This window comes from Bradyrhizobium sp. Y36, from assembly GCF_002531575.1.
Taxonomy (GTDB): Bacteria; Pseudomonadota; Alphaproteobacteria; order Rhizobiales; family Xanthobacteraceae; genus Bradyrhizobium.
In genome coordinates this window covers 244,915-258,097 of the sequence record NZ_NWTI01000002.1, presented here as the reverse complement: position 1 = coordinate 258,097, position 13,183 = coordinate 244,915, and the positions used below count along the sequence as shown (strand labels likewise).

The 13,183-nt window shown below is 65.0% G+C and carries 16 protein-coding genes; 8 read left to right on the top strand and 8 right to left on the bottom strand.

Annotated elements, in window-relative coordinates; translation table 11 throughout:
- Positions 1-2 precede the first annotated feature (2 nt).
- The 4 genes from CO669_RS04700 to CO669_RS04685 all read left to right on the top strand — a co-directional run bounded on the left by CO669_RS04700 (position 3) and on the right by CO669_RS04685 (position 3,469).
- Positions 3-881 carry an ABC transporter permease gene (locus CO669_RS04700; RefSeq protein WP_097658565.1) on the top strand — a complete coding sequence of 293 codons (879 nt, stop codon included), beginning with the start codon at positions 3-5 and terminating at the stop codon, positions 879-881.
- 21 nt (positions 882-902) lie between these two features.
- Entirely contained in the window at positions 903-1,634 is a 732-nt protein-coding gene (locus tag CO669_RS04695) for an aspartate/glutamate racemase family protein (RefSeq protein WP_097658563.1), read from the top strand.
- A gap of 101 nt (positions 1,635-1,735) precedes the next feature.
- A complete protein-coding gene (locus tag CO669_RS04690; protein WP_245444195.1) occupies positions 1,736-2,611 on the top strand; it encodes an outer membrane protein in 876 nt (291 codons plus the stop codon).
- Positions 2,612-2,974: 363 nt separating this feature from the next.
- Entirely contained in the window at positions 2,975-3,469 is a 495-nt protein-coding gene (locus tag CO669_RS04685; protein ID WP_097658561.1) for a hypothetical protein, read from the top strand.
- A gap of 185 nt (positions 3,470-3,654) precedes the next feature.
- Here CO669_RS04685 and CO669_RS04680 read toward each other — a convergent pair whose 3' ends face one another.
- Entirely contained in the window at positions 3,655-4,011 is a 357-nt protein-coding gene (locus tag CO669_RS04680; RefSeq protein ID WP_097658558.1) for a hypothetical protein, read from the bottom strand.
- A 105-nt stretch (positions 4,012-4,116) separates the two neighbouring features.
- Positions 4,117-4,428 (bottom strand): hypothetical protein, encoded by a 312-nt coding sequence (locus CO669_RS04675; protein ID WP_097658556.1) that lies wholly within the window; start codon positions 4,426-4,428, stop codon positions 4,117-4,119.
- Positions 4,429-4,523: 95 nt separating this feature from the next.
- Here CO669_RS04675 and CO669_RS35610 point away from each other — a divergent pair, with 95 nt between their 5' ends.
- On the top strand, positions 4,524-4,688 hold the full coding sequence (locus CO669_RS35610) for a hypothetical protein (protein WP_210202675.1): 165 nt from the start codon (positions 4,524-4,526) through the stop codon (positions 4,686-4,688).
- Between the two features lie 26 nt (positions 4,689-4,714).
- Here CO669_RS35610 and CO669_RS35885 read toward each other — a convergent pair whose 3' ends face one another.
- The 3 genes from CO669_RS35885 to CO669_RS04660 all read right to left on the bottom strand — a co-directional run bounded on the left by CO669_RS35885 (position 4,715) and on the right by CO669_RS04660 (position 7,489).
- On the bottom strand, positions 4,715-6,409 hold the full coding sequence (locus tag CO669_RS35885; protein ID WP_097658554.1) for a PAS-domain containing protein: 1,695 nt from the start codon (positions 6,407-6,409) through the stop codon (positions 4,715-4,717).
- Between the two features lie 128 nt (positions 6,410-6,537).
- Complete coding sequence (locus CO669_RS04665) at positions 6,538-7,068, bottom strand: gamma carbonic anhydrase family protein (RefSeq protein WP_097658552.1); 531 nt, start codon at positions 7,066-7,068, stop codon at positions 6,538-6,540.
- A gap of 91 nt (positions 7,069-7,159) precedes the next feature.
- Entirely contained in the window at positions 7,160-7,489 is a 330-nt protein-coding gene (locus CO669_RS04660) for a DUF6949 family protein (protein ID WP_097658550.1), read from the bottom strand.
- A 223-nt stretch (positions 7,490-7,712) separates the two neighbouring features.
- On the opposite strand from CO669_RS04660, the gene CO669_RS04655 reads away from it, so the two are divergent.
- Positions 7,713-8,420 carry a hypothetical protein gene (locus CO669_RS04655; protein WP_097658955.1) on the top strand — a complete coding sequence of 236 codons (708 nt, stop codon included), beginning with the start codon at positions 7,713-7,715 and terminating at the stop codon, positions 8,418-8,420.
- A gap of 369 nt (positions 8,421-8,789) precedes the next feature.
- Here CO669_RS04655 and CO669_RS04650 read toward each other — a convergent pair whose 3' ends face one another.
- Both CO669_RS04650 and cysE read right to left on the bottom strand, forming a co-directional pair.
- Positions 8,790-9,008 (bottom strand): DUF3126 family protein, encoded by a 219-nt coding sequence (locus tag CO669_RS04650; RefSeq protein WP_007602550.1) that lies wholly within the window; start codon positions 9,006-9,008, stop codon positions 8,790-8,792.
- A gap of 122 nt (positions 9,009-9,130) precedes the next feature.
- Entirely contained in the window at positions 9,131-9,955 is an 825-nt protein-coding gene (gene cysE, locus CO669_RS04645; protein WP_097658548.1) for a serine O-acetyltransferase, read from the bottom strand.
- Between the two features lie 292 nt (positions 9,956-10,247).
- Between cysE and CO669_RS04640 the strand changes: the two genes are divergently transcribed.
- Positions 10,248-11,606, top strand: a complete 1,359-nt coding sequence (locus CO669_RS04640; protein ID WP_198963832.1) for a hypothetical protein — start codon at positions 10,248-10,250, stop codon at positions 11,604-11,606.
- A gap of 69 nt (positions 11,607-11,675) precedes the next feature.
- On the opposite strand, the gene CO669_RS04635 is transcribed toward CO669_RS04640, so the two are convergent.
- Positions 11,676-12,089 (bottom strand): hypothetical protein, encoded by a 414-nt coding sequence (locus CO669_RS04635; RefSeq protein WP_097658534.1) that lies wholly within the window; start codon positions 12,087-12,089, stop codon positions 11,676-11,678.
- Positions 12,090-12,196: 107 nt separating this feature from the next.
- Between CO669_RS04635 and CO669_RS04630 the strand changes: the two genes are divergently transcribed.
- Positions 12,197-13,132: a LysR family transcriptional regulator gene (locus CO669_RS04630; protein WP_097658953.1), complete on the top strand. Its 936-nt coding sequence runs from the start codon at positions 12,197-12,199 to the stop codon at positions 13,130-13,132.
- The last annotated feature ends 51 nt before the right edge of the window (positions 13,133-13,183 follow it).

Genomic DNA, 13,183 nt, shown 5'->3' with positions numbered 1-13,183 from the left:
GCATGAAGGAAGGACGCCCGCGCTCGTTCTACGTGCTCGCGATCTTCTTCGCAGCCTATGTGCTGTTTCTCTACGGCCCGATGATCGCGATCTACGTGCTGTCGTTCCAGGGACCACAGGGCGGCCTCACCTTCCCGATGAACGGCGTCTCGACGTTCTGGATCGCAAAACTGTTCCAGGGCACCGGCATCGTCGATCTCGGCGCGGCGTTCCGCCGCTCGCTGTTGCTGGGCGTGATCGTGATGATCGTCACCGTCGTGCTGTCGGTCGCCGCCGGCATGGCGTTCCGGCGAAAGTTCAAGGCGCAAAGCATCCTGTTCTATTCGGCCATCGCCAGCCTGATCGTGCCTTCGATCATCACCTCGCTCGGCATCTCCCTGGAATTCCGTATCATCGACGACCTGATTAAGGCACATTGGAACGAGAATTTCGAGACCTCGATGGGCCTGCTCACATCGGGGCTCGGCGCGCATCTGACATGGACGCTGCCGTTCGGGCTTCTGATCATGTTCGCAATCTTCAACCGCTTCGATCCCAGGCTGGAAGAAGCCGCGCGCGATCTCGGCGCGACGCCATGGCAGACCTTCCGCCATGTCGTGCTGCCGATCATCCTGCCTTCGGTGATCGGCATCGGCCTGTTCGGCTTCACGCTGTCCTGGGACGAGCTCGCCCGCTCCAGCCAGGCGATCGGGGCGGTGAATACATTGCCGCTCGATCTTCAGGGCCTCACCACCACGGTGACGAACCCCGATATCTACGCGCTCGGCACCGTGATCTCGGCGGTCTCGTTCACGGTGATCACCCTTGCGCTCGGCACCATCCACATGCTCAACAAGCGGCAGGCGGCCAAGGGTTCGGATGCCGGCAAAGGGCTTGTCTGACAAGGGGCTTGTCTGATCGAGATGCGACTGCACATCGTCAATCCCAACACCACTGCGTCCATGACGGCGAAGATCGGCGCTGCGGCACGCGCGGTCGCCCTGCCCGACACGACGATCGACGCGCGGCAGCCGGCGATGGGCCCGGTCTCGATCGAGGGATTTTACGACGAAGCCTTCGCTGTCCCCGGCATGCTCGGCTGCATCCGCGAGGCCGATCGCGACGGTGCGGACGCCCACATCATCGCCTGCTTCGACGACACCGGCCTCGACGCCGCGCGTGCCGTTGCGAAGGCTCCCGTGATCGGCATCGGCGAAGCCGGCTTCCACATGGCGAGCCTGATCGCCGCGCGCTTTGCCGTGGTGACGACGCTCGGCGTCTCCATCGTGCCGATCGAACATAATTTGCGGAAATACGGTCTCGCCGAGCGCTGCGCCCGCGTTCGCGCCGCCGAGGTGCCGGTGCTCGCGCTGGAAGAACGCAACGCCGACGCGCTCGCAAAGATCTCCGCCGAGATCACCGCCGCGATCCGCGACGATCGGGCGGAAGCCATCGTGCTCGGCTGCGCCGGCATGGCCGATCTCGCCGCTGAGCTCGCGACCACCCACGGCCTGCCCGTGATCGACGGCGTCGCGGCGGCGGTGACGCTGGCGGAATCACTGGTGCGGCTTGGACTGAAGACGTCGCGGCTCGGCCCCTACGCGGCGCCGCGGCCGAAGGCCTATGACGGAATGCTGTCGGGCTTCCAGCCGTAGGTGCTGCAGCACCGATTGATCTCGGGGCCGCGACATAGGCGTGTCCCTGCGGCAACATCGGGATCGTTTTGCGGCTGCGAGTTCCGCCTTGGTTGCTGCCGATGCTGGGAACTGCGAGCTTGCGAAAATCATTTGCAGATTCGGAGCGCGCGGTGGGGCTGAACGCAGCAAAATACTTGATCTCGACGGTTGTCGGGACGCTGGCATGGGCCGCCCTGATGAGCCCGGTGCTGGCGGCTGACTTGCCGGTGAAGGCGCCGCCGGCTGCCGCGCCGACATGGTCGGGATTTTACGCCGGTGTTTCGATCGGCGCACGCTGGGGAGACAATGACTGGCAGACCTCCGACATTGCCCCGACTTTCGGTGCCGGCGCGATCGTACCTACGGGCGGCACCGGCGGCGCGATCGACAGCGTCGCGGCGAGGTTCGGTGGCTATCTCGGTTACAACGCGCAGATCTCGACATCCTGGGTGGCCGGCGTCGAGGCCGATGTTGGCTGGGCCGACAACAAGAAGACGACGAATCCCGTACCGGGGACGGCTGGGCTCTTCTTCGGCGTCCCTTTTGTCGGCCTTCCATCCGGCACCGTGAAGGAAACATGGGACGGCAGCTTCCGTGGCCGTCTCGGTTATCTCGTAGCGCCCGACACACTGGTCTACGGCTCCGGCGGCGTGGCGTGGCACCGCCTCGAATTGAACGCCAGTTGCACTGTGGTTCCCGGAAACTCCTTCTGCTTCGGCAGTGCTCACAATGAAACCTTTGCATCGACCAAAGCCGGCTGGACCCTCGGCGGCGGTGTCGAGCACATGATTGGCCATTGGCTCGCGCGCGTCGATTACCGCTATGCCGATTTCGGGACTTCGACCCAGACCTTCTTCGCCGCAGGGGGAGTCGGGATCGGGTTCGACGACCGCTTCACCGCCCGCGTCAAGGACCGCACCCACACTGCGACGGTCGGCCTCGCCTACCGATTCTGATACGGATCACGGCCTACAGCGCGATGCGATCAGGATGATCGTCATCGCGCTTTAGGTTGTTGTTTAAGCATGATCTTTTCGGAAAACCGCTTCGCACTTTTCCGGATCATGCTTTAGCCCGGCCTTGATCGATCCGGCTGGCACCGCTTCCCCGGACAGGGCGCAGCGATCCGGCCTGAGCCGGAGACGATGGCCCAAGAGGTAACAAGAGACCTCTTTCCTCGCTTATTGCACTGATCTGAGCAGACCAGCCTCTTTTTGGTCCCAATTGTTGCCGAACAGTAACGCTTTCGGGACGCCCCGGCGGCTTTCGGCTTGCCGGTCTTCGCCACTCACCAAGTTTCAATTTGGATTTTGTCAGCGATGATCGATCTCGCAGAGGACACACGGTCCCACCCCCTGCTTCGCCTTGGCGCCCAGCCCATCGCGCTGACCGCCGCTGCCCTCCTGCTCCTGATCGCGGGGGTGACCTCGATAGCGATCTGGCGGGCCTATACCGGCGCCGCACCAGAAGCCGACCGGGTGGTGGCATCGCGGCAGCTCCAGGCCCGGACGGCCCAGGCCTCCGAGCAACTCGTCGAGAAGACCAAGGGGCTGGAGGCGACCCAGCAGGAATCGATCGACCAGCTCCAGGTCGTGCAGGACCAGCTCCAGACGATGAAGCGGCTGATGGCGGCGCAGCAGGCCGACACCAAGCGCCTGTCCGAACAGGTCGCTTCGCTGAACGAGTCCATCGACGGCCTGCGGCAATCGTTCGCCAGCGCACGATCGACCGACGTCGAGACGCCTGCGGTTACCCGCAGGAAACCGGTGCGGCATCGCGTCCACGCCAGTGCGCGCAAGCGCTCGCGCGGCTGAGCAGCTCACAACGGGACTAATTTTTCCGACTTGTGAACTGGATCACATTCGTCCGTATGATTCCGCGCGATGCTCGCGATTACCGGATGGCGTGAGCCGATTTCAATGTCCGGGGCTGGCAAGGTCGTTGACGGTATACTGCGTCAACGGCCTTGTTTTTTGGTCGGTCGCCTCTGGCCGAGGCACTATTCGCAGACGTCCACACGGCGATACCGCCATCCCGCAGGCGTCATGACGCGCTTGCGCGCCACGTAACAGCCGCCATAGCCATCGTTGTAGGCAGGACCATAGTCGTCGGGAACGGCGTAATAGGGGTAGCCATAGCCGTAGCCGTAATAGCCGCCGTACAGGCCGGCGCCTGCGATGCCCGCTCCGATCGCCACTCCCGGCCAGAAGCCGCCGCCATGCCAGTGACCGCCATGGCCCCAGCCGCCACCGTGACCCCAGCCACCGTGCCCGAATCCTCGCGCCTCGGCCACATGCGGCACCGACAGCCCAATCGCTGCAACGGCCAGCGCCGCCATCATCATCCTGCGTAACATCACTCGATTCCTCCGCATGGACATGCTCCACGCTTCAAAGCAGGATCAAGCTAGCGTCACCAGGGCATTCGGGACAGCCACACTGCCTCACTTCCGCGCGAGCGTTCAGCAGCCGCGGCAGATGCTCTTGAGCTTCTTGTCGAGCAGGCGATTCTCGGCATTGACGGCCGCGTCTGTCCCGCCGCCGGTGGCGGCGCCGCCTCCACCGCCCGGTCCTGACGACTGAGCCGTGCCGAGACTGTTGGTGCCAGGCGGCGGAGCCGGCGAATTGGCGACACCCCCGGTCGAGCCCGCAGGACCACCACTCGATCCGGCAGACCCGCCGGCCGCCTGTGCGAAGGCGATTGCGGGCATCGCCGCGAGCGCGAAGATCAGCATCATGGTCTTGAGTGAGGCGGTTGCGGGCGATGCGGCCATTGGAAATCTCCTTCGCCGGTCAACCGCTGCTGCGAAGTCCGGTTCCGGAACAATTGCCGCCACACCGGCTTGATGGCTTGAGGAGGCCAATGACAATGACAGATCGCGATCCCTTCGCGGAGGGCGAACGCGCCGCGCGCGAGACCATTCCGGCCGAGGCCAATCCCTACCAAAACGGCAGCGACGAGCATGCCCTGTGGGCCGCCGGCCACGAGAAGATCGCCGGCACCATCGAAGCGGGCCAATCCGAAGGCCGCTGACACGCCGTGCCGCGGCGCGCCGGCAATTACGCGGCCGCGACCAGTCCCTCGGTCCGATCCTCGACCATCGTCACGAACATGTGGGACTCTTCGTTGGCGCCGCCGATCTGCACCCGGCGGGCCGAGATCACGCGGCGGCCGCGCGTGGGATTGTCGATGGTGTCGACGATCGGTTCGAGCTGCTGCTTCTGGGCGAGCAGCTGCTGATCGCGCCGCTCGATCAGCGCGGCCGCTTCCGCGGAGAACAATTCCCGCGCGGTCTTGCCGATGATCTCGCCACGCGACATTCCGATCATCTTCTCGGCAGCCTTGTTGACGAAGACGTAGCGCAGATTGCGCGCATCCTTGGCGATGATGCCCTCGGCCACGTTCTCGATGATGGTGGCGAGGAAGCGCTCCATGCGCTCGAGAATGCGCTCACGCTGACGCTGCTCGGTGACGTCCTCCTGCACCGACACCCAGCCGCCGCCGTCCATCGGTCGCTCGTAGATCTTGATGGTGCGGCCGTCGTTCAAGGCGATCTCGTAGGCCGCCGGCTCGCGCCTGGCGATCCGGCCGAGAACCGCCGCGACGTATTTCGTGACGTCGCCATCGAACAGCCCGCTCTTCACCCGGTGCTGGAGGATTTCCTCGAGGGTCGATCCGGCCTGGATCGTCTCGGGCAGATTGTAGATCTGCCGATAATTCGCGTTCATCGCGACCACGTTGGCCTTGCCGTCCAGCATGACCAGGCCCTGCGGCATGCTGTTGATCGCGGCAGAGAGTTGCCACTTCTTGGCCTGGTACTTGTCATTGAACGTGTCGCGCTCGGTCATCGCCGCGTCGCGTGCCTGCGCCGTGCCGAGCTCGAGCTCCTCGAGCTCGAAGATGCGCGCCACCGCGTCGCGGAAATTCTGCACCGCACGGGCAAGACGTCCGATCTCGTCGTGACGTCCGAGATGCGGCACCTCGCTCTTGACGTCGCCCTGCGCGATCCTGTCGGTCGCCTGCGTGATATCGGCCAGCGCGCCGACCACGGAGCCGCGCATGACGACGACGTTCAATCCCGCGAACAGCAGCGCCGCGAGCCCGAGCGCGAAAAGATAGGCCGCCGCGTAGCGGTTCTCGTCGGCGAGCGCGTCCGCATCGAGGGCGCGCTGCCTGTAGATCTGCTCGAGCGCTTCGAGGTCTGAGTTGAGCTGGCTGCGCAGCGTCCGGTTGACGGCGTTGTCGCCCCACTCGCGCGCCGCCGCGGAGCTGATCTCGACGCCGCGCCGCGCCAGCTCCTTGCGGAAATCGATGAATTGCGCGATGCGCTGGCGGAAGGCAGCGAACAGTTCGGCATCGTCATTGCTGACGGTGCGCTCCATGCTCTTCACCGCGTCGGCCAGTTCGCGGTTGCGCTGGTTCAGCCTATCCGCGAACGGCATCATCGCGCGACGATCGGTGGACATGTAGATGCCGCGCGACTCCATCACGACGGCGTAGATCAGCGCATTGACGCGCCCCACGGCGATCGCCGCCTCCGCGGAGGACACATGCATGTGGCGATACGTCGTCTGCAGACGTACGGTCTGCACCGACATCACCAGCAGGAATGTGGTGACGATCGCGAGGAAGGCAGCGATGCTGTAGACCTTCTCCGCGACGCTCAGCGTGTCGGCGCCGCGCGCGAAGCGAACGAGCTTCTTCAATAGATTTGTTCCGGCGACGAGGCCGGATGCCGGTGCCGCAGCATTCATGGCGCAGCTCCCCCTGGTTGAAAACACCCCACGATACCGGTGCGGCGCTAGCGGAGGCTTAAAGTTTCAACCGGTATTTTTACGGCACGGAACCGTGTGCGCGGGACCGGGCAGATATCGCCCGAGCGTCAACCGATCCGCTTCAGGCCCTTTTTGAAGCGCGGACCGTTGGCGACATAGAACCTGGCCGCGCTTCCCATTCGCTGCACCTGCGCATCGTCGAGCGTGCGGAGCACGCGCGCCGGCGAGCCGATGATCAGGGAGCGTTCGGGAAATTCCTTGCCCTCGGTGATGACGGAGCCGGCGCCGACGATGCTGTTGCGGCCAATCCTGGCGCCGTTCATCACGATCGAGCCCATGCCGACGAGAGCGCCCTCCTCGATGGTGCAGCCGTGCAGGATGACGTTGTGGCCGACCGTGCAGTTGTTGCCGATGACGAGCGGGAAACCGAGGTCGGTGTGGCAGGTCGAGCCGTCCTGCACGTTGGCGCCCTCGCCGATCTCGATCCACTCATTGTCGCCGCGCAGCACCGCGCCGAACCAGACGCTCGCGCCCGGTTTCAGGCGCACGCGGCCGATCACGGTCGCAGTCTCGGCGATGAAGTAATTGCCGTCGGCGGGAAGGTCGGGCGCCTGCCCGTCGAGCTCGTAGATCGCCATGGAGGTCTCCTGTCACGTCGACCACAGGCATAGCCAAACCGCAGCGTTGACGCAAAGGGCCGCCGCGTCGGCAGCGGCCAAGGCGGCGGCATCAGGCCAGAACGCCGGCGGCGCGCAGCGTCATCAGGAAGAAGGTGCCGCTCATCATGCTCCAGAAGCCGGCGATGAGGGTCGCCATCATCACGAATTCCACGCGGCGGCTTTCCACCCGCATGCCGCGCAGCGTGTTGCGCATGATGATGAAGGGCGCGGCGAACACCAGGAACGGAACCGCCGCGAAGGTCTTCGGCGCCACGCCGTCCTGCAGCAGGCCGAAGCCGGCGGGCCGCTGCGCGAGCGCCTGGTATCCGTTCACGAGCGCGCCCGCGAGCGCGAAACCGATGCCGATCGAGAAGAGGGTATTGAAAGCTTCAGGTGTCATCGGAACGGTCCGCCCTTACGCAACGCCACCGCCTTCCTGTGACAAAAAGGGCTGGTTAACGCTACATTATCCTTAAGGGAAGGTTAACGCCGCCGCCCCGCCCGCGCAGGGCTGCCCCCGCGCCCCGCAGCCGGGAACGCTGCGCGAAATCGCCGCCGCGTGGCATATTCGCCGCTGATTCGTCGGCCACCGGCCGACGTCCGGCTCGACCTTGCGCAAGCTCATGACGATGTTTTCGGCAGCTCCCATCGGATCCCCACGCACGCGCCCCCGGGCGCATGTCGTGCCGATCGTGCTCGGCAGCGCGGCGGCGATGGGCGCGGTCGCACTGGTCGCCTATCTGTTGTGGCCGACCTGGGGCTCGGGCGGCGCGAACGCTCCCGACAAGCTGCCGGTCAGCGTCGGCGGCACGTTGTTCAACCTGCCGGTGACCGCGATCCGCATGAAGATCCAGCGTCACTCCGGGCCGCAGGAGCGCATCGATCTCGACTTCGTCTATCCCTCGCTGGAGCCGCCCGGCGCGCCGAAGCACGTCACCGCCGACACCGTGGAAGCGGCGGTGCAATCGATCGACCGCATCTTCCTGTCGATCTCGGCGCATCACGATGCGCTCTCGCCCGAGCAGCGTACAGCCACGATCTATCCGCGCTATCTCGACCAGGCTGCCGTGACGCCCGCGGACGGCCTGACAATGCGGATGTTTCGCGCCGACACGCCTTACGGCAGCGAGGATCTCTATTCCGCCGCAAGCCCGGCGCTGACCGCGCGCTGCACGCGCGATGCCGCGACGCCCGGGATGTGCCTGTCGGAGCGCCGCGTCGGCGGCGCCGACCTCACCTTCCGCTTTCCACGAAGCTGGCTGTCGCAATGGCGCGAGACGGCGGAGGCAATGGACAGGCTGACCGCGCAGCTGCGCGGGCCGAAGGGTTGAACGCCGGCCTTGAGGCCACGCGCTCGATGCAAAAACTGCGAAAACAACCCCATGCACAGTAGACAAGCTCCTGTGATGTTTCGTGTTTTTCGAAGTGGATTTGGGCTGTCAGCGTGAGCACAGCGAAGCCATCCACAATCCCTCTGCGGAAAGATTCCTGGATTGCTTCGCTTCGCTCGCAATGACGGTGCGGGAAGAGCGCGCCTCGATCCCGGTGCGTGCCCCCAGACGCAGCGCATCGTCTCTTCGACGACGCACTGCTGAGCCGGGGCCCATGTTGCAGACAGGCGCCGTGTGGCTCCCGGGTCCCGGCTCTGCGCAGCAGCGTTTCACGCGGCAGCGCGTCCGGGACACGAGAGGCGTCGAGAACTATTCCTGATCGACGAGATCGTCTTCGAGGATCGCCATCTGGAACTGGAACGAGCGGTCATCGTCCTCGTCGTCGACGAAGAGCACGCCGATGAATTCCTCACCGATATAGACCTCGGCGGAATCGTCCTTCTTCGGCCGCGGCACGACGCGGATCTTGGGATTGCCGAATACGCGCTTCAGATACGCATCTAACTTTCTGACTTCTTTGACGTCCACGGCAAGTCTCCGATCGAAATTGGTCGGCGGGTTTTAGGACGAGATGCGGCGAACCGCCAGCATGAATTGCCAAAGAATTTGGGGACGAAAAGGGCCGGAAAATCCGGCCCTTGCACGCGAACTCACAGCCCCATCGCGTTGATCATCTGATCCATGGTGCGCGACGGCTCGGCACAGCCGGCCTCGCCGACGATCTTGGCGGGCACGCCCGCGACCGTGACATTGTGCGGCACCGGCTTGACCACGACCGAGCCGGCGGCGATGCGCGCGCAATGGCCGATCTCGATATTGCCGAGGATCTTCGCGCCGGCGCCGATCAAGACGCCATGGCGAATCTTGGGATGACGATCCTCGTTCTCCTTGCCGGTGCCGCCGAGCGTGACGCCGTGCAGGATCGAGACGTCGTCCTCGATGACAGCCGTCTCGCCGCAGACGAACCCCGTGGCGTGGTCGAGGAAGATGCCGCGGCCGATGCGCGCGGCGGGATTGATGTCGGTCTGGAACACCGCCGAGGCGCGGCTCTGCAGATAATACGAGAAATCCTTGCGGCCCCTCAGATAGAGCCAGTGCGCGAGGCGATGGGTCTGGATGGCGTGAAAGCCCTTGAAGTAGAGCAAGGGATCGATGAAGCGCGAGGTCGCGGGATCGCGGTCGTAGACGGCGACGAGATCGGCGCGGAAGGCGTTGCCGATGTCAGGATCGTCGCGCAGCGCGTCGATATAGGCCTGGCGCACCAGGTCGCCCGACAGCGCGGAATGATCGAGCCGCTCGGCGACGCGGTGAACGACCGAGTCCTCCAGGCGGCTGTGATGCAGCACCGAGGAATAGATGAAGGTCGCAAGCTCCGGCTCGCGACGGACGATGTCCTCCGCTTCGCCCCGGATCCGATCCCAGATCGGGTCGAGCGATGCGAGCTTTCCTCCCGGATTGACCTGATGCACTGCCATGGATTCGCTCTTTGGGATTTGCCCATGTGAATGGGGCTCGTGTGACCGGCTCTATAGCATAGTCTAGGCGACAAAGCCCTATCGGGCTTGCCTGAGAGTGAACAGCACGTTGCGTCGCGAAAGCACGTCAAGATGTTGAAACACCACGGTTTCTTCTGACGCCCCCAAGCGGCAAGGTTGGCTCAAAGTGGTCAGAGTTCTGCCAAATTCAAGCCGGGCGGCGTCAAACTATTGGTGAATTCTCTCCCGACCGTTATTGCGAGCATGGTTCGGGGCGAGGACGGGAGCGGATTTGAGCATCACCACCGATCAATTGCGCGCGCGCGCCGCTGATGCGCTTGGGCTGCGTCTGGCGGCGGTGGCTCTGCCCCTGCTGATGATCGCGCCGGCGTTCTGGAACGGCTATCCGCTGTTGCAATGGGATACCGGCGGCTATCTGGCGCGGTGGTATGAGGGTTATCTCGTGCCGAGCCGCTCCACGGTGTTCGGCCTCTATCTGCACTACGGCGAGAGCTTCGGCTTCTGGGTCAACCTCGCGGTCCAGTCGCTGGCGACGCTGTGGCTGCTTCAGCTCACCCTGCGCGTGCTCTCGATGATGCAGACCTTGCGCTTCGTCGCGATCAGCCTGTGCCTGATCGTGTCGACCGCGCTGCCCTGGCTTGCGAGCATGCTGCTCACCGACATCTTCGCCGGGCTTTCGGTGCTGTCGCTGTTCTTGCTGGTGGTCGGCGCGGGCCGCACCTCGACGCCGGAAAAGATCGCGCTGTTCGTCTTCACCGCCTTCGCCGCGGCAACCCACAGCGCCACGCTCGGCGTGCTGCTCGGTCTTTGTGCCGTGGGCTGGATGGCCCGGCCGTTTCTGAAGCAGCGCCTTCCGCTCGCCGGATTGGCGCAGGCGAGCCTCACCATCGTGGCGGGCGGCGTGATGCTGGTCTCGGCGAATTACGCGTTGTCCGGCAAGGTCGCCTGGACGCCCGGTGGTTACGGCGTCGCCTTCGGCCGCATGATGCAGGACGGCATCGTCGCGCGTTACCTCAGCGATCATTGCCCGCGCGAGACATTCAAGCTCTGTCCCTATCGCAACGAATTGCCGGCGACCGCCGACGAATTCCTGTGGGGCAACAGCATGTTCAACACGCTCGGCCGCTTCGATGGGCTCAACGACGAGATGGGCTACATCGTCGTGCAGTCGCTGAAGGATTATCCGGCCTGGCAGGCCGGCGCGGCGCTCCGCGCGATGGCGCAGCAATTGCTGCATGTGGCGACCGGCGAAGGCACCAATGGCTGGATCCCGCACACCCGCGGCATCATCGAGCGCTATATCCCCGCACAGGCCGCGCCGATGCGCGCGGCACGGCAGCAGCACTGGGGCGTCAATTTCGACTATGTCAACTGGCTGCACGTGCCCGTCGCATTGGCCTCGATGCTGGCGCTGTTTGCGCTGCTCGCCCGTGCACTCGCCAGCCGCCGGCTCGACGACCTGACCTTGCTGGCGGCGACCGTGACGCTGGCGCTGCTCGGCAACGCCTTCATCTGCGCCGTCATCTCCGGCCCGCACGATCGCTACGGCGCGCGGATGGTGTGGGTCGCGACCTTCGTGGTGCTGATGGCAGTGGCGCGACGGTTTGGCGACGACGTCAAAGCGCGGTGAGATTGGGATGAAGCGTTCTCGCGCTTGGCTTCGTCCAGGCAGCGAGCGCATTCATTCGCTTCCATGCGTTCACGTCGCCTTGGCGAGCGCGATCAGCCGGAAATCCTCGAGCGCCGCGTGCCGGTGCGGGGCGACTTCGCGTTGGTAAGTCTCGGTCTCGACGATCGAGCGGAAGGTAGCGAAATCGCCGTACTCATTGATCGCCGCTTCGTCCCAGCGTTCGCTCGGCGAGCCGACGAGGCTCGCAAGGACCGGCACGGAAAATATCCGCACCAGCGGCTTGCCGGCCGCAAGACGGCGGAATGCCGGCCTATAGCGTTCATTAAAGGCTTCGCGGCCCGAGCAGGGCGCGGCGTCGAATCCGTCCTCGTAATGCGCCTGGGCGCGATAGCGCAGCAGATTGAGCATGTAGATCGGCTGTCCCGGTGGGATAGCTCGCTCGGCGGCATCGAGGGCTTCCTGGGTGATTTCGATGAGGTTCATGGGATTTCCCGCGTTTCCTGCGCCGCAGAATGCGCGCTGACGCCCCCGATTTAGCCGTCCGGGAATGCCTCTTGTAGTGCCTGCGCAGCCATGACTATGTGGACTACATGTCCACAACAACCTTGCCTCCCGACCTCTCGCGTCTTCTTGCCTTCGTCCGCGTCGTCGAGGCGGGCTCCTTCGCCGAAGCCGCGCGGCGGGCGGGGACGACCACCTCGGCGATGTCCAAGGCAGTGGCCCGCCTCGAAAAGGCTCGCGGGTTGCGGCTCCTGCATCGCTCCACCCATTCGTTGGCGCTGACGGCGGAGGGCGACAGGTTGATGGCGGCGGGACGCGCGTTGGTCGAAAGTCTCGCCCATGTCCAATCCGCGCTCGGCGAAGTCGCGCGCGACGAAGGCGGACGGGTGCGCGTGACCGCCCCCGCTTCGTTCGCGCGCGCCTGCATCCTGCCGCGACTGCCGGCGTTCCTGCGGGAACGGCCGGAAATCGAGATCGAGGTCAAATTCCGCAACGAGATTCTCGATCTCGCGGCGGAAGGCGTCGACATCGCGATCCGCTCGGGGCCGCTCGACCGCGCGCCCGGTCATCAGGCGCGGCGGCTTTGCACGTTCTCCTGGATCGCTTGCGCCTCGCCCGCCTATCTGAAGGCGCGCGGCGCGCCGGCCACTCCAGACGAGCTTTCCGCGCACGACCACGTCGGCTTCCGGAATCCCGCGAGCGGTCAGATCCTGACGTGGCGCTTCGCCAACCCGCGCGGCAAAGCACCCATTCGCGTCACGCCAAAGCCCAAGCACATTTGCGATGACGCGCACGCTTCGCTCGCTTTGGTCGCGAATGGGTTTGGGGTAGGCTGGGGGCCGGCGTGGCTCGTCAACGAAGACCTTCGCACCGGCCGACTGGTCGAAGTGCTGGCGCCGTGGCGCGCGTCCGGGGAACCTCTATGGATGCTGCGCCCCTCGGGCCGCCGCCCGCCCCTGCGCACACAGCGCGTCATGTCGTTCCTCGCCACGCTTCCCGCCGCGTTCAGCGACAAGGCGGTGTGAAGCAGCGGTCGTCACCGAAATCAGATTGGCAGGCGACAGCCTCCTGGCTCT